At 62.6% G+C, this 23861-nt stretch carries 9 protein-coding genes; 6 read left to right on the top strand and 3 right to left on the bottom strand.

Annotated elements, in window-relative coordinates; genetic code table 11:
* Window positions 1–188 precede the first annotated feature (188 nt).
* The 4 genes from AC5PZ0_RS08685 to AC5PZ0_RS08670 all read left to right on the top strand — a co-directional run bounded on the left by AC5PZ0_RS08685 (window position 189) and on the right by AC5PZ0_RS08670 (window position 15043).
* A complete protein-coding gene (locus AC5PZ0_RS08685) occupies window positions 189–2144 on the top strand; it encodes a dermonecrotic toxin domain-containing protein (protein ID WP_493854704.1) in 1956 nt (651 codons plus the stop codon).
* A gap of 2 nt (window positions 2145–2146) precedes the next feature.
* On the top strand, window positions 2147–5644 hold the full coding sequence (locus tag AC5PZ0_RS08680) for an NEL-type E3 ubiquitin ligase domain-containing protein (protein ID WP_493854703.1): 3498 nt from the start codon (window positions 2147–2149) through the stop codon (window positions 5642–5644).
* Between the two features lie 63 nt (window positions 5645–5707).
* A complete protein-coding gene (locus AC5PZ0_RS08675) occupies window positions 5708–9736 on the top strand; it encodes a dermonecrotic toxin domain-containing protein (RefSeq protein ID WP_493854702.1) in 4029 nt (1342 codons plus the stop codon).
* 90 nt (window positions 9737–9826) lie between these two features.
* Window positions 9827–15043: an NEL-type E3 ubiquitin ligase domain-containing protein gene (locus tag AC5PZ0_RS08670; protein ID WP_493854701.1), complete on the top strand. Its 5217-nt coding sequence runs from the start codon at window positions 9827–9829 to the stop codon at window positions 15041–15043.
* 72 nt (window positions 15044–15115) lie between these two features.
* Here AC5PZ0_RS08670 and AC5PZ0_RS08665 read toward each other — a convergent pair whose 3' ends face one another.
* Both AC5PZ0_RS08665 and AC5PZ0_RS08660 read right to left on the bottom strand, forming a co-directional pair.
* Window positions 15116–15610, bottom strand: coding sequence for a DUF934 domain-containing protein (locus AC5PZ0_RS08665; RefSeq protein WP_027593883.1), 495 nt, complete (start codon window positions 15608–15610; stop codon window positions 15116–15118).
* Window positions 15594–17246: a nitrite/sulfite reductase gene (locus AC5PZ0_RS08660; protein ID WP_099429897.1), complete on the bottom strand. Its 1653-nt coding sequence runs from the start codon at window positions 17244–17246 to the stop codon at window positions 15594–15596. Before AC5PZ0_RS08660 ends, AC5PZ0_RS08665 begins: the two co-directional genes overlap by 17 nt.
* Window positions 17247–17461: 215 nt before the next feature.
* Here AC5PZ0_RS08660 and AC5PZ0_RS08655 point away from each other — a divergent pair, with 215 nt between their 5' ends.
* Both AC5PZ0_RS08655 and AC5PZ0_RS08650 read left to right on the top strand, forming a co-directional pair.
* On the top strand, window positions 17462–18538 hold the full coding sequence (locus tag AC5PZ0_RS08655; protein ID WP_493854700.1) for an ABC transporter substrate-binding protein: 1077 nt from the start codon (window positions 17462–17464) through the stop codon (window positions 18536–18538).
* A gap of 74 nt (window positions 18539–18612) precedes the next feature.
* Window positions 18613–23349 carry a hypothetical protein gene (locus tag AC5PZ0_RS08650; RefSeq protein WP_493854699.1) on the top strand — a complete coding sequence of 1579 codons (4737 nt, stop codon included), beginning with the start codon at window positions 18613–18615 and terminating at the stop codon, window positions 23347–23349.
* Between the two features lie 288 nt (window positions 23350–23637).
* On the opposite strand, the gene AC5PZ0_RS08645 is transcribed toward AC5PZ0_RS08650, so the two are convergent.
* Window positions 23638–23856 (bottom strand): DUF2970 domain-containing protein, encoded by a 219-nt coding sequence (locus AC5PZ0_RS08645; protein WP_099453514.1) that lies wholly within the window; start codon window positions 23854–23856, stop codon window positions 23638–23640.
* Between the last annotated feature and the right edge of the window lie 5 nt (window positions 23857–23861).

Here is a 23861-nt window from a genome sequence, read left to right as displayed (position 1 = left end):
CGTCACTCCAAAGTACTTTGCGTCTGGAGCAAGAATTGGCGCTTGTGGATAAACGCACCGAGAGGTAATGGCGTCGCGATGCGCGCTCTGCGCAATCGCTTTTCAATGGCAAGCAGGTATTCATCTACCACCGCCGCCTGCAGCGCAGCTGATGTGATCAAGCCCCAATTAAAGCGGAGCGCTCGATCATGCCGATGGCAACCCATAGCGACGACCTGCTGGACGAGTTGATCGCCAGCCGCCTTCCCAACTGGCTGGCCAACGCCACACCGGAGCGTCTGAGGGCACTGAACCTGTGCCTGAGCCAGCAAATGGACGTTCAGCAGCAGCTACAGGGTCTTTACCAAGGGACTACTGGGCTCGATGACTTTGCCGCCCCCCTGCTACAACAGGCCCTGCACGATCAGCAGTTGCAGCTGGACGTGAGCAAGGCGCAGATTCAGTTGAAAGTCGTGCTCCCTGCACCTTTGGCAAAACTGCTGGGCAAGCCGCAAGTGCGGTTTTTCAAGCATTCGTTGCTTGAGGCCGCACTGCACAACTTCAGTGCGGGTGAGGCGGCCTCTCAGGACGGCGCGACATTGCTCGATGAAAACGCCAGCCCCCTTGCGTTTGCGCCCGTGGCATTCGCTGAGCTTTGTCGCACACTCGATGTGGGCAAGCAATATCAGGACTACCTCAAGGCCCGCTATCAAGCCCCGTTAGAGGAGGGGCGCCGTGTCAACCGGATAATCGAAGAGGGCCACCGTGCAGCATTGGAGGCGGCAGTGCGGCTGTCTGCCTTGAAGGGTGAGATCAATGAGCGAAGCTATCAGCTGTTTCTACCGCTCATGTCATCTGTGCCCACCGAGGGCAGTGATTCAGCGGTGTTGATCCCCAAAGCCCTGCGGCTGCTCGGCAAGCAAATTCGTGGGGCCATGGCCTTTGAAGTGCGGCAAGGTGGGCAGGCAACTGCACCTCTGGAAGGCGTACTTTGCTGGATCCCAGGTGACGAGCAGGGGGCCCTCACCTGGTATGGCAACTGGGACACGTTGTTCAGTAGCTTAGGCGAGCTGTTCCGGCTGCCCGGCTATGAGCCGTTTTTCCAGCGCTTCATCGGCCAGCGCGACCGAATGGCATTCACCCAGGCGCTGAGCAAAGCAAAAGCAGCGCGTGCTGCCCACCTGCCTGCCGAACTCGACGGCCGTCATGAAGCTATCGAGCTGCCGCTGTTCGAGCACATGCGTAAGGTGCAGCTCGACACGTTGCTTGATGATGCCAGGGTCTTGGCGGTACCCACGGCAGATCAGGACAGCAACGAGCGCAACGCGCGCCTGCACTTCTACCTCGATGCAGGCTTGTCCGTGCTTGGGGTCGCGAGCCTGTTCGTGCCTTGGTTGGGCTTGCCCTTGCTGGCCATTGCGGCGGTCGAGGTGGTCTCGGGGGTGTACGAGGGCTATGCCGATTGGCAACTGGGTGACCGGCAGGGAGCGCTCGAGCACCTGTTAGGCGTTGCCGAGAATATTGCCCTGGTTGGGGTAGGCGTCGGTGTCGGGGTGGTTGCTGGGCGTGTGCTCAAAAGCGCCGGCCTGGTGCGCCGGTTGGTGCCCGTGCGGTTGCATGAGGGGCAGGTAAGCCTGGTACACCCCGAACTGCCTGGTTACGAAGTGCTGGACGACACGTTGGCGGTGGGTGAGCGAGGCGGCGAGGCAGGGCAGGAGCGACTTCGCACCCACACTGGCACCTACAGGGTCGCTGAGGATCCGTTGACACGACAGCTGTGCATTTTGCACCCAACGCGCCTGCACGCCTACGCACCGTTGCTGGAGCACAATGGTGCCGGCGGCTGGCGCCATGCGCTTGAAGTTCCGCAGCAGTGGCAGGATGCAGCGCAGATGTTCAGGCGTTTGGGTAGCACGTTGAGTGAGGTATCCGATGCCACGGCAAACGATGTGCTGCACATCACCGGTTTTGATCAAGCACGCGTACGCCGCCTGCATGCGCAGAATGCGCCAGCCCCGCACAACTGCTCGATGCCCTGCAACGCTATCAGCTGCATCAACGTGAGCCCGGGCTGCAGGGTGCAGCATTCGAGCAACGGTTACAGGCGGAGCAGCCTTCGGCCTCCCCTGAGGCAAGTATTCTTCGGGGTGCTTTCCCTGGGCTGAGTGTGCGTGGTGCGCAGGAGATCGTCGCCAATGCCGAGCCAAGCCTGGTGCAACGCATGGTTACTCAGCGGAAGGTGCCCATGGCACTGGCTGGCACTGCCCGCTGGTACCTGCGCGATGCGCGCGTGGACCGCGCCTGCGCGGGCTTGTGGCAAGCACCGGCGATCAATGCCGATACCGAGCGGCTGGCCCTTGGGCTGATCGAAGGCTGGGCGCCTTGGCCTGAAGGCGAAAGGGTGGAGATACGCCAAGCGACTCGAGAGGGTGAATTGATCGCCTGGGCAGGGGCGAACAACGCCGATCAGGTGCGTATCATTGTCCGAGATAACGACCAATACCTGGCTTACAGCGGCACTGGCACACAGCTGACTAACGTTGTACAGGGTGAGAGCCTCTTTGAAGCGTTGCTAAAGCAGCTGGATGCAGCGCAGCGCGGTGTGCTGGGGGAGGCAGGGCAGTCCGCCACGCAGTTGGGTGATGGCTTGAGACAGCGCGCAAACGCGCGCCATGAACAGGCGGAACAATTGATTGGGCTGACACCTGCGTCATTGGGCTTGAGGCCACTCGCACGCTTGAGCGGCGGGCGTTTGGGCTATCCGTTAAGTGGCAGGCCGGGTATGCGTCTGCCAGAAGAACAACCTTCGTTGGTGATCGACGAGGCGCAGGTTCGCCCTCTTCTCGAAGGCCTGCGGCGCCTGTTCCCCGACCGCGAAGAGCAAACCCTGCGCCAGTACGCGGATGCCATTGCCCGCACGCCAAGGCGGGATGTCTGGAACCATTATGCTGACTTGGCGCGGCAGGTCAGTACATTGCGCACCAGCCTGGATACCTGGAGCCAAGCGGGGGATGCGGCGCAACGCGCTGCAGGTGCGGACCGTGGTATGCGACTGCATTGGAGTGCATCGCGAGCGATCATGGCGCAAGAGATTCTGCAGGCTTGGCATCCACAGTTGCCAGGTGAAACGCCAACCTTCCAACTTGATCTTGACGGCGCGCTGACCGGCGGGGTGCCAACGTTCCCGCACACCGTTGGCTGGGGCCGACTGAGCGGCTTGACGCTGCGCAATACCAGTGCGATGGAGTTGCCTCCCATCACTGCGCAACACTTTGCCGGCCTGCGTAGTTTGAGATTGATAAATACGGCCTTGGAGGCACTGCCCCAGTGGCTTGTAGACCTTGAACAACTCACCCATGTGAGCTTGCGAAGCAATCGCGTGGCGGCACTGCCGGCTCAACTTTCGCGCATGGCGCGTTTGTCGAGCCTGGACCTGGGCCACAATCGTTTGACGGTGATCCCGCAGGTGCTTGGGCAATTGGGCGAACTGCGGACCTTGAATCTGGAAAGCAACGGTATCGTCATCGATGCACACAACAGTGCTCGTCTGGAAGGCATGCGACAGCTGGAGGTGCTGATACTCGACGGTAACCCGCTGGCGAGCATGCCGTCGTTGGTCAGAAGCATCGAGTTGAGACGGGTTACGCTGCGCAACACTCAACTGCAGGCGTTTCCAACAGAGCTGCTTGGCCAGCATCCGGGTATGAGCCTAGCGCTTGAGGGTAACAGGATCGTTGAGCTGGATGATGAGTCTTTGCGATTGATCGCTCGCGACAGGGCGCGTATTTGCCTCGATTACAACCCCTTGTCCCAGGCGTCAGTTCAGCGACTGGACGCCAATGATCGCTTGGAACCGGTGGATCCGTTTGCACCTCAAGAGGGGGATCAGATGCTTGCAGATGATCCTCAGCGCGTGCAGGCGCTTCGTGCCATCTTGATTAGGATTGGCAACCAGGTGACCAATGCCAGTGCGCATCTGCCGCAGCATGAGGTGTTGGCTGCACATCTCAATGTGCTTGAGCAGGCCAGTACGTTGCGAGAAAGCCTGGAAGAGTGGTGCGGCGACGACCCTGGCCGGCTGGCCTTTGCACGGCGTCTGCTTGGAAGCTGGCTGCCGGAGGTGCCGGGAAGCGTATCGCCCCCCCACGAGCGACATTTTGCCCTGCGCATTGACGGTGCGCAGATTGGTGCATTGCCGCCATTTCCTGACACGATCAGTTGGGGGCGGCTGCGCTGGCTGCGGCTGATAAACATCGATTTTTCCAGCGTCGCGCCCGACTACTTCAGCCGCTTCACTAATCTGATTCAGTTGCGGATCAACAACTGCCACCTCAGCGAAGTGCCGGCATGGGTCTGTGACCTGCGCAGGCTGGATGATCTGTCATTGTCCAACAACCAGTTGGCGTCGCTGCCTGAAGGCTTGGAGCGATTGACTGATCTGACGATGCTGTTTCTGAATGACAATCGCCTCACCCAGGTACCCGACGCCTTGCGCGGATTTGGCCGGCTTCAACGGTTGGGCCTGGCGAACAACCAGATTGTCGTGGATGTCGGGGGCGCCGCTCGACTGAACGCATTGTCAGCGCTGAGGATGCTGAACCTGAGCACTAACCCGCTCGGTAGCCTACCGACGCTACCGCAAAGCACTTCACTGGAGAGCGTGGCGGTCGCCAATTGCCAACTGGGCGAGTTCCCTTTGGCGCTTATGCGTGAACACCCCAACCTGACGCTCAGGCTCGATGGCAATCGTATCAGTGAGCTGAGTGAGGAAGCGGTCCGCTTGATCCGAGCGAACCCTCAGGGCGTCAACCTCCAGCTCAATCCACTGTCTGACGACAGCGCGCGTCGGTTGGCGGCTGTCCAGCCAGTGTTGGAGCCTGCGCAACCGCCTCAGCCGGGGCCACAGCCGGAGCCACACCCGGAACCACAGTTGCAAGCTCAGGCTGCCCGTGCGCCGGAGCGGGTAGTGGTTAGGATGGCGAACCCGCAGGCTCAGCATCATGGCGTCGACGCCTCGCGTGATCGGTGGCTGCAAGGCCTGCCCTCGCCACTTCAGCAGCAACGGCAAGCGCAATGGGCACGGCTCACGGCAGAGCCAGGTGTCGAAGATTGGTTGGCGTTCCTCGACGGTTTGAGTCGAACCGCAGATTTTCAGCAGGATGTTGAAGCCCTACAGGCGCGAGTGTGGAGCCTGATCGACGCCTGTGAATTGAATGAGCGTGTTCGAGGGGCCATTTTCGATGAGGTGCAACGAGACGGCATGGCCGAGAGCTATCTCGCCCAGCTCGATCGGCTTGAGTTCGCCAGGGTTCGCGCGCTGCGCACTGAGGGCCTGCAGGATGATGATCTTGAGCGTGCCTATGTACAGTTAGCCCGCGAACAGTTGTCCCTTTTGCAGGAAGGTAGGCCTGAAGCACTTATCGAATCGCTTGCAGGCAGCAGGTACTGGCAGGACTATCTCCATCAGCGCTTTACTGAACGGTTTGATGCTCGGCTACTGGGTTTCAATACGCGCGTGGATGCGTTGGATGCCCTGGCGATCGATCCAAATGAATACATGCAGCGTATGGCAGTGTTGGCGGCTGAGCGAAACGCTGTGTTCCATACGTTGATTCGTGAGCTCACCGTTGAGGCGTGCATGCGTCATCCTGCGCAGGAGCATTAAGTACCGCAGTGGTGAGGGGGAATGCTGTTTATCTCGGGTTTTGACCAACCAGAGAAGCCGCCAATGCCCTCACCACAGCCTCAACCCAACGCAGTGGATACCCTGATCGCCAGCCGCTTGCCGGCCTGGCTTGCCAGCGCATCCGAGGATCACTTGGGCAAACTGCGGGTTAGTCTGCAGCGCCAGCAACGCAGCCAGCACCGCTTGGCTGAGCTGTTTTCCCGTGTCACGCCACTGGACGCTTTTGCCAAGACATTGCTAGACCAGGCACTGAGTGATCGCCAGTTGCCAGCGCTGGATGTGCGCCAGGTGAAGCTGCGCACCACCACCACCCTTCCGATTGCATCGGTGGGCCCTGGCGGGCTGGGCAAGTCGGTAAGCGAGATCGCTGAGGTGAGTTTGCTGACGGCCGCGCTGCACAATTTCAGCGAGCATGAGGCACCGCCCTCTGGTGCTTTTCAAAGCCACGTCATCGTCGATGCGCAAGGTGAACCGCAATCACTGAGCCCGCAGGTCTATGTAGCGCTTTGCCGAAGTGTCGACGTGGGTGGGCGCTATCAGCGCCATCTTGAGTCAATTCTGTTGGGGCCGGGGGAGAGGAGCAAGCAGGTGGAGACCCTGCTCGAAGACAGCGCGCGTGCCAACCTGGAGGCTGATGTACGTCTGGCTGTGCTCAAGGGCGAAATTGATGAGCGCCTGTACCTGCAGTTCCTCCCTGTTCTTTCAACGGTGGCCGTGGTGGACTCCGACACTACGCGCCTGTTGCCATTCGATCTGCGTGTGCTGGGCAAGCAGCTGCGCGGTGTGTTGGCTTTCGAGGCGCGGCGAGGGGGGCTGACGAGTGCGCCTCTGGAGGGTGTGGTGCTATGGGTTCCCGATGACCCCCACGGTCCGCTGCAGCGTTTTGCGACGTGGGATGAGTTGTGGCACGGCCTGGGCCGACGATGCCAGGCGAAGGGCTACCCAGCCTTCATCCAGCGGTTCATCGGTGAGCGTGACCGCTGTGCCTTCAGCCGCACACTGCGTCGTTTGCTACAGGCCAGAGCGGGCGCGCTGCCGATTCAGCTAGATGGTCGCAGCCAAGCGATTGACCGGCCGTTGTTCCCGCATCTGCGAAAAGTCCGCCTCGATACGCTGCTGGACGATGCGCGTGTACTGGCCACGCCAACTGCCGAGGCGGACCAGGCTGAGCGCGAACGACGCATGGGCGACTATGCCAGCGCAGGGTACGATCTCTTGGGATTGGCCAGCCTGTTTGTCCCTGTTCTTGGCCTGCCGCTGCTGGGCATTGCCGCCCTGCAGATCGCGGACGAAGTCTATGAAGGGTATGCCGATTGGCAGCTAGGTGACCGTGAGGGGGCGATGAACCACTTGTGGGGCGTTGCCGAAAACCTGACTGCCGGCGTTGCCGTGGCATCGATTGGGCTCGTGGCGGGACGACTGATCGAGCGTTCGGCGTACGTTGATGCGCTGGTGCCGGTGTTGAAGGCACACGACGAGGTTCGCCTGATCGATGCCGAACTACCCGGCTACGCGGTGCCGCAGTTGGGGTTGGCCGTTGGCGAGCGTACCCGCGTGGCCGGGCAGACACGGCTGCGCACCCACCTGGCAACCTACCAGATAGCCGAGGATGCGCAAGGCGCGGGCTTGCGTATTCAGCACCCCAGCAGACCGAGCGCCTACTCGCCCTGGCTCGACAGCAACGGCGAGGGCGGTTGGAGCCATCAGTTGGAAACCCCCCAGCACTGGCAAGGGGCGACGCAGTTGATGCAGCGCTTGAACAGCGCATGGGCGGCGCTTGACCCCCTGACGGCCGAGCGTGTCATGCACACGACCGGCTTTGATGAGGCGCGCCTGCGGCGCCTGCACCTTGAGCATGCGCCAGCACCGGCGCGGCTGCATGATGCCTTGCAGCGCTATCAGTTGCATGCGCAGTACCCTGAATTGCACGGCGATGCGTTTGAGCTGCACCTGAATGGGCTGCAACGCCCGCTGGAGGCGGCAGAGCAGCTGTTGAAGCGTGACTTCCCCGGACTTACCCCGCGCGCTGCGCGGCAGATCACCCAGCGCGCCGGGCCTGAAGAGGTCGAGCGCATGATCGGCACCCAGCGCGTGCCGCTTGCCTTGGCCAGCGAAGCGCGCTGGCTGTTGCGTGACAGCCGCCTGGACCGTGCCTGCGCAGGCTTCTATCAAGCGGCGGCGGTGAATGCCGACACCGAGCGGTTAGCATTTGGCCTGCTGGCTGATGCGGCGCCATGGGCACAAACCGTCCGAATCGAGCTGCGCAATGACAGCCTGAGCGGGGACCTGCTCGCCCACGTCGGGGCAGAAGGGGCCGCTGACGTGCGTTACGTCATCAGGCGCGGCCAGGGTTACCAAGCGTCGCCTGCAGCCAGCGAAAATGACACTCTGTTCCAGGCGCTGTGGTGGCACCTCGATGAGGCGCAAAAACAGGTGCTAGGTGAGGGTGGCCAGACCGGCGAGCAGCTTGGGCATGCCTTGGCGGTGCGGGCCGGTGAGCAACGTGAGCGCGCGGCAACATTGCTTGGCATGGCGTCAAAAGAGGGGGTAGTTCGTCCGCCCGTGCGTTTCGGCGATGGTCGGCTGGGCTACCCACTGAGTGGTGGCGATGCCCTGCGCCCACCGCGCGGTCAGGTTCTCACCACGGCAGACATGCGCGCTCGCCAGTCCATTCGCGCCGGGCTGCACCAGTTGTTCCCGCACCGCCCGGCACAGGATGTGATGTGGCTGGCGCTGCAACTGGCGCAAAGGCCAGGGCGCACGGTCTGGGCCGCTTTCAGTGAGTTGGCCAGGCAGGTCGAACGGCTCGACCTGAGCTTGCGCGCTTGGCGGGGGCAGGCTACGGCCGTCAATTACCATCGACGTCAGCGCGTCGGGCAGATGATTCGCGAGGCCTGGGAGCCGGATTTCTATGGCCCTGGCGGGGTCGATGAGTTGATTGTGCGCAACGAGCTTGTGGGCAGCCTGCCCGTGCTGCCGCCAGGTCTTCACTTCGGGCACTTGCACCGTCTGTGCCTGAGCAATGTCGGGCTGAGCGCGCTCGAGGGTGATTTCCTGGTGCGTTTTCCTCAGTTACGAAGCTTGCAACTGAGTGGCAACAGGCTGACGGAGGTGCCAGGGCTAGGCAACCTGTATCGCTTGATCAGCCTGGATGCGCAGCACAACCGGTTGACCACCCTCGAGGGGGTGCAGCACCTGTCGTCATTGACCCAGTTGATCGTGAACGACAACGCGCTCACGGAGGTACCGGGCTTGGCAACCCTGACCCGGCTCACGCGTTTGGACCTGCGTCGCAACCGCCTTGCTGCGCTAGACGGTGTGCAGGGCCTGACACTGCTGACCCAACTGGACCTCAGTGACAACCTGCTTTCAACACTTCCCGAGCAGATTCACCGGTTGATCCGGCTGCAGTACTTGAACCTGAGCAACAACCAGTTCACGTCGCTGCCGGCAGGTATCGAGCGCATGGTCGGTCTGACGCAGCTTAACCTGTCCGGCAATCGCCTTGGCGAGCTGCCGGGCACACTGAGCGGGCTGAACAGGCTGTTGCAACTGCACATGGGCGATAACCGGTTCAGCAGCGTACCCGCGGTGATTGGTAATCTGCCTGGCTTGAGAGTGCTCAACTTGCGCGGCAACCAGCTGGCTGCGATACCCGAGGGGCTGGAGCGGCTGCGGCAACTGACCGAGTTGTACCTGGCGGACAACCAGATCGTCATCGACGTGGCAGGCGGCCAGCGCTTGGAAGCGTTCATCGAATTGCGAACGTTCAGTTTGAATGGCAACCCGATAGGTATGATTCCGCCACTGCGCAACCTTGACCATTTGCGCCATCTGTCGCTTCGCTCGACTGGCCTGCGTGAATTCCCCTTGGCGTTCATGGAGCGTCATGCACAGGTCTATGTGGACCTCGCCGACAACCTCATCGTCGAACTGAGCGAGCGGGCATTGGCGTGGATTCGGCAGCACCCCAACCGGCTCAACCTGAACAACAACCCCCTTGATGAGCAGGATCTGGCACGTTGGCGGGCTGCGTGGGCTAAGTTCGACACGCTCAGCCAACGCGGCTGACGCCACTGTGTGCGGGGTGCTTTGCATAGTTACCGCAAGCGCCTCGCCCTGTACTGGTGCAATCCCAGCTCCGGCCTCAAGGAGCCTGCGATGCCAAATCTGCCCTTCGCCAATGATTCCCCCGACGCACTGATCGCCAGCCGCTTGCCTGCCTGGCTGACCGCGACCTCGCTAGATACCCTCTACGCCTTGCATGAAAGCCAGCGCTGGCAGCAGCAGGTCCAGCATGAGCTGTGCGGCTTGCTTGCGCAGATCACACCGCTGGATGCGTTTGCCGCGCCTTTGCTGCAACACGCATTACAGGCGCAACACCCGCTGACGCTCGATGTGCGTCGCGCCACGCTGCGGCGCAGAACCTTGCAGCGCTTTCCGTCGTTTGTTGCCCAGATCCCGGATGGGGTCAAAACGCAGGTCTACCAGCACAGCCTGTTGCAGTCGGCACTGCACAACTTCACCGAGGGCGAAACCCTCGCCACTGGGCTCATGCAGGGGAGTGCGGTATTGGACAGCGAGGGGCAAGCCCTCGGTCTGTCGCCCAGGGCGTTCACCTTGCTGTGCCGCTCGCTTGACCTGGGTGGGCAATATCAGGCTTACCTGCGGGGGCAGTTGACCCCAGGCGGGGAGGCTGGCCGGCAAATTGAAGCGTTGATGGAGGAGGGCTTTCGCGCAAGCCTGGAGGCCGCTCTGCGACAGTCGCTGGTCAATGGAGAGATCGTGGCGCATGCCTGTGAGCAATGTGCGCCGCTGGTGGCCATGGTCGCGACCAAGTCAGCGATCGCCGGGTTCGAACCGCGGCAGATCAGGGTGTTTGGCCAGCGGGTGCGAGGGGCCGTGGCCTTCCAGGTCCGTCATGCTGGCCAAGAAGGCGTGCTCTGCTGGATCCCCGATGACCCTCACGGCCCTTTGACCTGGTTCGCCTCCTGGGACTCGCTGTTCCTAACGTTGGGCAAACAGTTCCGCTTGCCGAAGTACATCGAGTTCTTCCAGCGGTTCATCGGTGAGCGAGACCGAGAAGCCTACACGCGAGCCCTGGACAACGCGTTGAAACGTGCGGGCCAAAATGCCCCTGTTCAGCTCGATGGCCGCCACGAGGCGATCGAGCTGCCGTTGTTCGAGCACTTGCGCAAGCAGCAGATCGATACCCTGCTGGACAACGCCAAAGTGCATGCCGTGCCCACCGCCGCTGTGGATGCTCAAGAGCGGGACCGGCGTTTGCACTTCTACCTGAGCTTTGCCCTCGACGCACTGGGCTTGGCGAGTTTCGCCTTACCGGTGCTGGCGTTGCCGTTGTTGGGCATCACAGCGCTGCAGGTGGCGGACGAGGTGTACGAGGGGTATGCCGATTGGCAGTTGGGTGACCGGCAGGGCGCACTGGAGCATGCCTATGCCGTGGCCGAGACGGTGATCATGACAGCAGCCAATGTCGGCGCGGGTGCTGCCTCGCATCGCTTGGCCCGTGCAGCCGTGGTCGATGAATTAGTCCCCGTGCAGGCCAGTCAGCACGGGTTGAAACTGTGCGACCCTGAGCTCCCCGGCTATGCCGTCGAGGGGCCAGGCGCTGTGGGGCAACTTACCGTGGCAGAGGGGCGAGAGTACCTGCGTACACCGGTAGCAAGGCACTTGACCGACCTGGACGCTGAATCGCAGCAACGGCGCGTCCGCCACCCTGTCCGCGTCAATGCCTATGCGCCCTTGCTTGAGGGCAATGATGCCGGCGGCTGGCAGCATGAACTCGAACGCCCCCACGAGTGGCAGGGGAGTGCTCAGTTGTTGCGTGACCTGGGCCATGACCTGGCGCAACTCGATGACCAGGTGGCCCATGAAGTGTTGCGTGCAACCGGGCTCGACGAGGACCGACTGCGCCGGCTGCATGTAGAACACGCACCGCCCCCTGCGCGGCTGCTGGATGCCGTGCAGCGTCATCAACTGCATGACCAGTTGCCTTGGTTGCGGGACGAAGGCTTCGAGCGTCATCTGCAGGCGCAGCAAGCGCCCCCCACGGCGGACGAAGCCCTGTTGCAGCGTGACTTTCCCGGGCTCACGGTAAGCGGGGCGCGGGAAATCATCGAGCACGCTACCGAGGCGCAGGTCGAGCACCTGCAAGCACGCCAGCGCGTACCGCTGGCCTTGGCCGAGCAGGCGCGCTGGTACCTGCGAGATGCGCGCCTGGACCGCGCCTGTGCAGGCCTGCTGCAAGCGGCAGCGCTCAATCGCGACAGCGAGCAACTGGCCTTGGCCTTGATTGCCGACCGGGCGCCCTGGCGAGCTGTACGCATAGAGCTGCGCAGCGGCACGCTGACCGGCGAGCGCACCGCCTGGGCGGGTGCCCAGGCCGCCACTGAAGTGCGCAGCGTGCTCAGAACTGCCAAGGGCTATCAGGCCTTGGATGCCTACGGGCGCCCCTTGACTGCGGCCCAGGCCGAAGACAGCCTGTTCCAGGCGCTGTTGCTGCAGCTCGACCCGTGGCAGCGTCGGGCGCTGGGTGAAGCCAGCGAGTCCCCGCAGGCACTGGCCGATGCCTTGTCGAAGTGGGCCAGCGAGCAGCGCGACAAGGCCGCCACCCTGCTGGGCATGGCGCCGGTCGGGCTGGGTTTTCGGCCACCGGTGCGGCTGGGCGATGGTCGCCTGGGCTACCCCCTGAGTGGGCGTGGCGAAAGCAGCAATCGCGCACTGCGCCGGGGTATTCAGCGGCTGTTCCCTGATTACGATGACAGCGCCCTCGAAGCCTTCACGAATACCGCCCGCGAGCAGGGGCTGACGCCCTGGAACTACTACCTGCAACTGTGCGAAGCGCTGCGTGCACTGGATCAGGCGTTAGGGCGCTGGCGCAGGCAATCGTCCGGGCCGATCCAGTTGATCAGGCGCACGCGCATGGCACGGCGCATTCGGCATGCCTGGCAGCGACGCGTTCGTGATGCCAGTGGCAACCCCATACTGGTCCTCGAAGGCACACGGTTGGGCAGCCTGCCCGACCTTCCGCCGGCGGTGAATTTTGATCATGTGACCGCGTTGACACTGCGCAACCTTGAGCTGACGGCGGTCAACGCCGATTTTCTCGCCCGCTTCCCGCGGCTGAACCAACTGGACCTGTCGCGAAACCGGCTGACAGCCATGCCCGATACCTCGCACATGGCGAACCTTGAATGGGTCGATCTCACCCACAATCGCATCGTTGACGTTAGTGAGGCGCAGGCCGCCGTGCTGCGGGCCAACCCCGACTGTGTACGCCTGCAAGGCAATCCGCTGTCACCGGTTGCGCTTGAACGGCTGAATGCTGCCCCGCCCCCTCCTGTGGTGGAAAGGGTAAATGAGCATGAACAGTGGTTCGAGGGGCTGAGCGAGGCGGAAGCCGCCCGGCGTCGCGGCCAGTGGGAGGCACTTCGGGCCGAAGCCGACAGCGCTGCGTTCTTTGGGTGCCTCGCAGAGCTACTGCATGCCGAGGCATTTACCCGCCAGGCCCAGGGCATGCGGCGTCGCGTTGGGGAATTGCTCAATGCGATGTATCACCATGCCCATGTGCGGCGCGCGGTGTTCGAGCAGGCGGCCCTGCCACGCGGGCGGGCGGACCTGGATGCGCTGGTCGTCAGGCTGCAGGTCGCGCTGCGCACCGATGGCCTGCGTGGCCGGCGGGTCGAGCGTGAGTTGCGCAACCTCGGCCGCGAGCTGTTCAGGCTCGATCAGGTCGACCGCTTTGCCGCACAGCACATCGAACGCTTGCAAGAGCGGCCGGGTGAGGCCGAGCAGGACGACATTCACCTGGCGTTCCGAGTAGGGCTAGCAGAGCCGTTGGGCCTCTATGGCCAGCCGACCTACCTGGACTTTCAGCATGTCGGCACAGTGACGCTGGGTGATCTGGTCGAGGCCGAGGCTGCCGTGCACCGCGCCGAGACGTCAGAGGCGCTCAGCCAGTTCCTGGTGCAGCAGGCGTTCTGGCAGGACCACGTGCGGGTCGAATACAGCACGCAGTTTGCAGCCATACGCCGCAGGTACGGTGCGCGTCTGGCCGCGTTGGTGCCAGAGCCGGGCCAGGACCATGCCCCAAGCGGACCGGTCAATGCGATCGTTGCGCAGCGTAGGGAAGAGGAGCAGGCATTAGCGTTGTCACTGGCGCGTGGCAACCCGTGGACCTGGTATCGGCTTGAACCTCCGCATGGGCCCGGCACCCTTGCCTATGCGCATTTGTCGCGGCAGCTTGAACACAGCTTCGAGGCGTGGCGCGGGCAACCCAGTGAGCCGGAATATGCTGCGCGGTCCTACATCGCCGGTGTGTTGCGCGAAGCCTGGCAGGCAAATTACCGAGATGAACTGCCGTCTTTGGGCTCATCCATCGATGGGCTGGCGGTCAGTTCGCTTCCCGAACTGCCGGCTGGCATCCAGTTCGAACGCCTGCGCGCGTTATCGCTGCGTAACCAGCAGCTTGCCACGCTCAGCGGCGATTTCCTGCGCCGCTTCCCCAACCTGGAGGACGTCGACCTCTCAGGCAATCAGCTCTCGGCCTTTGAGGGGCTTGAGCATCTGCCGCGCCTACGCAGGTTGAGTCTGGGGGGTAATTTGCTCGAGACCTTGGACGGCTTGGGCAATGCCAGGCAACTGACGGACCTGGACCTCAGTGGCAATCAGCTTGGCGAGTTGCCGGCCGGTATCGAGCAGTTGGAGCATCTGGCCAGCCTCGACCTTTCTTTCAATCAAATCGCTGCGCTGGATGACCGCGCAGGGCAACTGCCGAACCTTGAAAACCTGCAGCTGGGTGGCAACCTGCTGGATGATGTGCCACGCAGCCTTGGCAACCTTGCCCGGCTAAGCATCCTCAACCTCAGTGCCAATCGGCTGACCCGCGTGCCGGAGCAACTGAATGGCCTCGGCCGCTTGACCCGTCTGGATCTGCGCGACAACGCCATTGTCCTGGACGCCCAAAGCGAGTTGCGACTGGAATGGTTCTCCCGGTTGCAAGTCCTGAGCCTGGAGGGTAACCCGTTGGGTATGGCGCCGAGGCTGCACTACAACGTGCAACTGCGCTACCTGTCATTACGCGCAACCGGCTTGCGCAGTATGCCCCTGGCGTTGCTGCAGCGTCATCCCGACATGGTCGTGGACTTGCGTGGCAACCGTATCGCGGCATTGAGCGAGGAGGCACTCGGCTGGGTCGAGGCCCATCCGGAGACCGTAAACCTTGAGCACAATCACTTGAGCGAGGCGGTCATGGCGCGGGTGCGCAATGCGCTGGCGCGTCTGCAAGCAGAATGGGCGCGCGCGGCAGAAGCGGGGGAGGTGAGCGTGACCAGGAAGCCACCGGGGCGCAGGGGCTGACGGGCGGCGGTTGAAGAGGGGTGTGTAACAACGCCCCTGACCCGCCAGAGCGCGGGCCGGGGGCGATGAAGATCAGCGGCGGCGGAACAGCGGCAGCGGCTGGTCGGCGGCGGCCTGGTAGGTCACCGAGAAGTCCTTCAGGCTTTGCAGTGCGTCTTCCGGGTCCTTGTCGGCACGGATGGCAAACGCATCGAAGCCACAACGGGCCATGAAGAACAGCTGGTCGCGCAGCACGTCGCCAATGGCGCGCAGCTCACCGGTGAACTTGTAGCGGTCACGCAGCAGGCGCGCGTTGGAGTAGCTGCGCCCGTCGGTGAAAGCCGGGAAGTTCAAGGCGATGACCTGGAAGTGCTGCACGTCTTCGCCGATCTCTTCCGCTTCTTCGTCGCTGTCCAGCCAGATACCCAGGCCGCCGTCGCGGGCCTTGAGCACGTGGGCATGGTCGCGCCACAGTTGCAGCGGGACGATGTAGTCGTCGCAGTTGGTCAACTCGTCGAACGACGTTTCCTTGGGCAGCAGGTGCCAGGTTTCGTCGACGATCTCGTTGTTCTTAATGATTCGCTGCATAGACGCGTTCCTTGAAGGGGTCGATGCCGATACGCTGGTAGGTGTCGATGAAACGCTCTTCCTCGGTACGCTGCTCTACGTACACGGCGATCAGCTTTTCAATCACATCGGCCATGGCGTCCTGGGCGAAGGATGGGCCGAGGATCTTGCCCAGGCTCGCGTCACGCGCAGCGTTGCCGCCGAGGGACACCTGGTAGAACTCCTCGCCTTTCTTGTCCACGCCGAGGATGCCGATGTGGCCCACGTGGTGGTGGCCGCAGGCGTTCATGCAACCGGAGATGTTCAGGTCGATCTCGCCGATGTCGAACAGGTAGTCCAGGTCGTCGAAACGGCGCTGGATGGATTCGGCGATCGGGATCGACTTGGCGTTGGCCAGCGAGCAGTAGTCACCGCCCGGGCAGCAGATGATGTCGGTCAGCAGGCCGATGTTCGGCGTGGCAAAGCCACCTTCGCGCAGCTCCAGCCACAGGGCGTGCAGCTGGCGCTGCTCAACGTCGGCGAGGATGATGTTCTGCTCGTGCGAGGTGCGCAGGAAGCCGAAGCTGTAGCGCTCGGCGAGGTCCGCCACGGCGTCCAGCTGCTTGTCGGTCAGGTCGCCAGGGGCAACGCCGGTGGGCTTGAGCGACAAGGTCACGGCCACATAGCCAGGGCGCTTGTGGGCGCGGGTGTTGCGCGAGCGCCAGCGGGCGAAACCGGGGGCTTCGGCGTCCTGGGCGCTGTAGTCGACGTTGTCCAGGGCCAGGTAGTCCGGGTCGACAAAGTGGCGCGAAACACGCTGTACTTCGTCTTCGGTCAGGGTGCTGTTGCCGCCGCGCAGGTGGACCATTTCGGCCTCGACCTTTTCGGCGAACACTTCAGGCGTCAGTGCCTTGACCAGGATCTTGATCCGCGCCTTGTACTTGTTGTCACGGCGACCGTAACGGTTGTACACGCGCAGGATGGCGTCGAGGTAGCTGATCAGGTCCTGCCAAGGCAGGAACTCGTTGATGAACGCGCCGACCACCGGGGTACGCCCCAGGCCGCCGCCAACCAGTACACGGAAGCCCAGCTCGCCCGCTGCGTTGCGCACTGGCTCCAGGCCGATATCGTGCACTTCGATGGCCGCGCGGTCTTCTTTCGAGCCGTTGATGGCGATCTTGAACTTGCGCGGCAGGTAGGCGAATTCCGGGTGGAAGGTGGTCCACTGGCGGACGATCTCGCACCAAGGGCGCGGGTCGATGATTTCATCCGCGGCAACACCGGCGAACTGGTCGGTGGTGGTGTTGCGCAGGCAGTTGCCGCTGGTCTGGATCGCGTGCATCTGCACGGTGGCCAGCTCGGCGAGGATGTCTGGGATGTCTTCCAGCGCCGGCCAGTTGTACTGCACGTTCTGGCGGGTGGAAATGTGGGCATAGCCCTTGTCGTAGTCGCGAGCGATCTTGGCCAGTGTGCGGACCTGGCGCGCGTTCAGCTGGCCATAAGGCACGGCGACACGCAGCATCGGGGCGAAACGTTGGATATAAAGGCCGTTCTGCAGGCGCAGAGGGCGGAATTCTTCTTCGCTCAGCTCCCCGGCCAGGTAGCGGCGGGTCTGATCACGGAACTGCTTGACGCGGTCCTCGATGATCCGCTGATCGTACTCGTCGTATACGTACATAAAAGTCCTGTCTCAGGCTGCATGCAGCTATTCGCGCGCACGGCCGCGCACTCCGGTTCGGAGCTGGGGAACGATATCAGAGTGTGTTTATGCGCTAAAGTGATGTTTTTGCATATGAAAAGAACCAAACGAACTAAGTGAGACTGACTGGCATTTGTTCGTCCGCCTGTGCCGTGGGTTTATACTCGCGGGTTTGTTGCAAGGGGTGTAACCGCATGCTCAAGGCGCTTTGCCAAAGCTTGTGCCTGAGCCTGCCGTTGGCAGCCAATGCGCAGGCTGCTTCCGTCGTGTTCCTTAACCCAGGCTTGTCCACCGAGACATTTTGGGTCAGCTATGCGCGCTTCATGCAGGCAGCGGCTGACGACCTGGGCATGACGCTGCGGGTCGAATACAGCGAGCGCAATGCCGAGCGAACCCTGAGCCAAGCACGGGCGCTGCTCAAGGGCCCGCAGCGGCCGGACTACCTGGTGCTGGTCAACGAACAGTATGTGGCGCCGGAAATCATCCGCCTGTCGAAGGGGACCGGGGTCAAGCTGTTTCTGGTCAACAACGGGCTGACGGCCAGCCAGGCACAAAGCATCGAGGCGCAGCCCGAGAAGTACCCTCAGGTGCTGGGCACGCTGACCACCAACGACGAGCAGGCCGGTTACCAGATGCTGCACCAGATGGTTGCCTTGCTCCCGCGCACTGACGGGCCGGTGGACCTGGTGGCTTTCGCCGGGGTCAAAACCACGCCGGCCTCGCAACAGCGCGAAGCGGGCATGCGCCGTGCCTTGGCCGACTTCCCGCAGGTGCGCCTGCGCCAGGTGGTGTATGGCGGCTGGAGCCGTGAGCGCGCCTTCGAGCAGGCGCGTGTGTTGCTGCAGCGTTACCCGAACACCACGCTTGTGTGGTCGGCCAACGATGAGATGGCCTTCGGCGCCATGCAGGCATTCGAGGCGGCTGGGCGCATGCCAGGGCGCGATGCCGTGTTCAGCGCCGTCAACAGTTCGCCCGAGGCGTTGCGGGCGCGGGTCGACGGGCGCCTTGGGGTGTTGATGGGTGGGCACTTCACCTTGGGTGGCTGGGCCATGGTCATGCTGCACGACGATGCGCGCGGGCTGGTGGTCAATCGCGATGGCCTGCGTGAGCACAGCGTGCCCGCGCTGCAGTCGATTGACCAGGTAAAGGCGCGGCGTTGGCTCAAGTTGCTCGAGCAGGCTGATCATGGTGTCGATTTTCAGCCCTACAGCGCTGAAGGGCGCCCGGCTGACTACACGTACCCGTTTCTGACCGCACCGATGGATTACTGAATGGCATAGGTAAGTACCGCTGCAGGGCATTGGTGCCTTGTTCAGATGACAGCCTCTAATTAAAGGAGCCTGTCATGCCCAACTTGCCTGCCGCCGACAGCGTTAGCTCGGCTCACGTCGATACCCACATCACGCTATACCCCAGTGGTCATGAACCCATTCTGCTGACCGCAGATCAAAGCAATGCTGCAGCTCTGATGGCCAAGGCCCTCGGTGCAATGGAAGCGTTCTACGGGACGTTGAACAAGGCACAGCGCGCACGGCTGGACGCCTTGTATGGCACGCCCCGGGTGGGCGCCGATGCACTCATGAAGGTCGTGCAGGGCGCCAAGGCACAGGTCAGCCGCCAGCTCGCCGCGTTGTGTGGGCACGAGGTGAAGGTGGACGCTGTGCGTATTCACACGGCCCGCTCCGAAAAGCCCGATGTCAGCGAGCCACTGTGGGCTTGGCTCGCTCGCGGTACACCTGTCCAGCTTGCCCAGCCCCGGCTGACCCGGGATGCCAACAATTTTGTCGACAACAGTTGGCTGACGCTCGGTGGCGGTGCCTTGGTCAAGCAGGACGGCAGCCAGGTAACGGTTGATGAAGTTGTCAGCATTGGCCGTGAGCTGGACATCGGGGCCTCGATCGCCACCCAGTGTGATGCCTGGCTTGCGCAAGCGGAGGTGGCCTCGACGATCAGGCGCGAGTCGAATGCCAACCTCGAGATAGCACTGCTCAATGCCCTGAAAGTGGGGCAGATTACGCCTGCGCAGCTCTTGCAACTGCAGGCGAGCGCCGGCGTGTCGCTGGCGGGGATAGTGAGCTATGGCTTGCCAATCGCGGGGCTGACACTGCACAGAGGCAACTTCATGTTACGCGTGGAGGGGCATGACCTGCCGGTGTACGCCCTGAGTACAGCCAGCGGCGTTTACGTCTATGCGGGCCTGTTCCCCGAGGGCCGGTTGTTCGTTGCCAACGCCGCGCAAGGTTTCAGCGCCATGCAGGTATTCACCGAGGCGTTTCGCCGCGACCTTTGGGGCACTCGGCGTGAGCGTTCGGGGTGGTCATGGTCGCTGCTGACGCCATCGGCACAGCGGACGGTGAGCGCTAAGCTGCCGCAGCCGTTGGCAACTAGCACGGCCTACCCAGCAAGCGCCTATTGGGCCCATGGCGCCGGTGTTTACGCGAGCAAGGCGGACTATGATCGAGGCGCAAGCGGCGTGCGCTTCACTGCACCGTATCCGTTGTCGCGGGACACGGTCACCGGCCGATTGGCAAGCGCCTATGGCGCCTTGCTGGTGGGGAGGGTCAAAGAGCATTTCACGCCCAATCAGAGCAGCAGCCTGGAGCATGCCCAGCGCATCGGCGCCGAGGTGCTCGCCTTCGTGCTGGACGTCATCTTGATTGCGGTCCCTGGCGATGTGAAGTTCCCAGGCCGGGCGCTACTGTTCAAGGCCATGTTCGCCAAGCAGCTGGCCATTGACCTGCCGCAGAACCTGGTGCAATCGAAGTGGGATGAGGCGGCCGAAACGCTGGTGGATTTTTTCGAGACCGTGCTGGAAATGCAGCTCCTGCGCAAGGCGGGCACGCTGGTCAGGTCGCGGCTCGACAAGCTCAACCGAACGCTTTTGCCAGGTCGCACGGTGTCTACTGCCGATACAGGCGGTGTCGGCGTCACCCCGGTCACGGCCGTGCAGCGTTTGCGCAGCATGTTGCCATCGACGCTTCACGGCTTGAGCGATGATGCTGTGGCCACAGTGCTGCGTCATGCAGGGGTCAGCAAGCAGGCCTTGAATGCCATGTGGCGGGGGAAGGCCCCGATGGACATGGCACTTGCTGCAGCCGCCAGCGCAGCGATGAGCCGTGAGCTAATCGGGCAAACGGCATTGCTGATGGCGACTCCGCGCTACACGCAGCTGCCGGAAGCTGTGGAATGGCCGGTGGTGGGCTGGCTGGCCCACAGCCTGAATGTTCGCATCAGCGTCGAGGATGCCGACGGCCGCTCGCTCAGGGTATTCGAGCCTGAGCGCGGGACAGCAGAGGGTGAAGGCGCAGCGAAGCGTGAAGTCGTGCTGACTCGGCATGACCGATGGCATTACGGGACCGGTCAGGAAAATGGCAACGGCGAGACAGCCGATTCGCTGTTTTTCTACGTGCAGGCGCCCACCCGGCCTGGGCAGGTCGTTGACAATCGCGACGAGGTGGCAACGCGCTTGAAGCATGATGCCGCAAGCCAGTTCGAGCGACCGGAGCAGGCGTACCTGCTGCAGCGCGCCATCCACCACCACAACCGACCCCGTGCCAGCGTACCCAAGGGTGAAGGTGCACTGCTGGCCGTGTCGGTGGAGGGCAATGTCAAGCTCCCCGAGGAACGGCTGCAGGGCAGCGAGGCCCGTGCGGTCAGCGCCCACAGTGAACGTTGCGTCGCACAACCGCGAAGCCCAGCAAACCTGGCCAAGGCCAGGTACCAAGCGGACCTTGCCGCGCTGGCCGGTGCGCCAGGGCCCGCCGGCCCGCAATCCTTGACCTTCAGCGCAGAGTCGATGTACTTGAGCGCGCTGCTGCGTGTGTTCAGTGCGCACGACCTGCAGCAGCATATCGCGGTCAGGGTGGTGGCTGGCGGTAGAAGCGTCGCGGCCAGGGGTAGCGAGCAGGCTGCGCAGGTGCTGGTCCTGCAGCGTCGAGGTGAGGAGGGTGCCTATGTCTATAGGGGGCAACTGGACGGCGCCGACACCGTGGCACCGGCCAAGGACAGTTCGGCACCTGTGAGTGATGTGCTTCTACGGGGCATGGACGACGCTGCCCGCGAACGTCTAGGGATCAACATCAGCGATGCGCAGGCGCTGAATAGAGCGGTGATGGGCAAGCTGCTGGCCGATGCCGGAAGCGCTCCAATGCCAGGTGGCCTGAAAGGGCTGGACTTACGCGTCGACCCTGAGTTGGACGCCTACCTGCAAGCTGTGACGCTGCACGAAGTGCCTGGCGCCGACGGCCTGATCTTGCAGGACGACAAAGCATGGATACAGCGGGGGGCGGGCGCACTGGAAGTGCATCAGGAGGGGCCGTCGTGGCGGGTGCAGGGGCCAGGCGCGGCGCGTGGGCCGCTGTTGCACCGAAGTTACGGCGAATGGCGCCGTTTGCAGGAACCTGTGGAGGCTGTCGCCCAATTGGTTGACGGCCCCGTACTCGGCGCAGCGGTGCAGGCCAGATTGGCGGCGCTGCACGCCCGAGACCCGCTGGCACGCCTTTACCATGACACGGCCGCCAACGCAGGCGGCGGCGCGAGCTACATTGCCTTCCGTGGCCTGAGCAGCACCTTCTACCGGGTCAAGCCCGCTGAGCCGGGGGCGGTGGAGGTGGAAGTGGTCCGGCCCGCAGGCACCGGTGGCGGTGTATGGCTGCATCGGTTGCAGTCTGGCATCTGGCAACTTGCGCGTACCTTGCCAGGGGGCATGTACCACAATGCTGACCCCGCGCCGTGGCGGCCATGGCGCAGGCCCGGCGCGCAGCAACTCCCCCATACGTTGGGTTTGTCAGGTTCCACGCATGAAGGCACGTTCAGCCTTGCGGGCGGCACGCACAAAGCGTCCAATCGCTTCTTTCCATTTGTACGCCCCACGAACCGTCGTGCCGAATTCAACAGGCTGTTTGCCAATGCTCCGGAAAACGTACAGCGCAGCAGCGACAATGCCAACATCGCCGCGAAGGTTGAGCTGTTTCATCACCAATGGCGTTTGCCCGTGGATATCACGGCGCTGCGTTTCTTTCGCATGCCAGGCGAAATTACGTCAGAAGCCAAGCACATCAACGGGGCCTTGATTGCTGACCTGGTGACAGCCCAACAGGCAGGGCAGCCGCTGATCAGGCGTGTGCTGGAGCCCATGTCAGGGTCGGGCTTCTATGGCAATTTCGTCAGGGCCGCCGGGTTTCGTGGCGAAATGAGGATCAACGACATCAGCCCCCTGGTCACGCTGACGCAAACTGAAATCGTTCGGCAGCCCGATCGGGTAAAACACCATATTAATAACATCAAGCAGGCCTTGGTCGAGCTTTGGCAGGTCAATAATCATGACGTCGCTTTCGATCCGCAGACCTTGAGAATCGACCTCCCTGATGGCAACGCTTCCCGCACTTTCGTGAACTCTCCCCAGGTCGTACGTTATCGAGTCGACGTAAGACACTATTTTTACACGACGGTGGAAACGCAATACAGATTGCGCGATGGGGATATTGTGGTGTCTCCCGATTCGGCGTTCCTGGCAGACCCTGTAAACGGCGAGACCGAGGCAAGGGCCTACATTGCCGCCGCGTTCTATATCATGCAGACCAATTCGGTCCGGCACCGGGCACCTGTGGAGATCAATGAAATGGGCCGGCTCGACCTGCCGATGTCGATCGTCGTCACGGATGGCAATGCGGGCTCGGTGCTGTTGCTGGCCAATGGGCTGTCGAATCTCGACGGTCTGAATTACCTGAGCTATCTGCACAGTCATGAGCAAGGGCAAACGACCTTTTCCAGGGCCGACGGTTGGGAAATGCTTCGGGTGACCGACGGTGTAAGCAACCTGGGGGACCTGGCTATCCTCAGTGGTCACTTCAGCGATTTCTACCTTAACGAGGTGCAGTTCATGGACAGGGTCAGGGACCATGTCATGCCCTTTGTCCACAACCGTGGCCGGGTCATCATCACCAATGCTTACTCCCCGTACAAAGAGCGTGCCTATCTGGCGTTGGGGTTGCGGGTGTTCGTGCTGGAAAACGCAGCCGCGAGTTACCTGTTGGTGATGAACGATGCGGTGGCGAGGGATGCAGGCCTTGCCAATTCCTGAGCGTCGCCCGTCGCCGGACAAAAGACCTTGCTTGAGGAAAGGGCATTGCTCGTCTTAACTGCTGTGGGTGAAGTGCATTCCCATAACCACAACAAGAGGCAATGCAATGGGAAACTCAACCAAGGTCCGCAAAGCTGACAGCAGTGTCGATGCCTGGGCGATTCTTTGCTTGGTCGTCCTGGTGGTGGTCACCGCCGTGTATTGGGTCAGCCACCAGTAGACTGCCATTCAGACCGTGATGCAGCCAAAACGCCTGCGGGAGGGATTCCCGCAGGCGTTTTCATGGGCTCAACGCGCGGTCATGTGCATGGCCAATTGCACCAGGCCGATCAGTATCAGAATGAACAGCAGGGTGAACACGGTACCCATCGCAATGAAATGGCTGGCTTTGCCGTGGGTGAAATCGCGTGCGCGGTTCTTGCCGCTCTGCACACCGAAGGCGGCGGCGAGGATGCTGTGCAGCATTTGCCAGAAGGTGGGGGGCTTGCCTTGGCTTGAGTCGTCCATGGGGG

The organism is Pseudomonas sp. 5.2, assembly GCF_059025405.1.
This window is presented reverse-complemented; position numbering and strand designations above follow the sequence as displayed.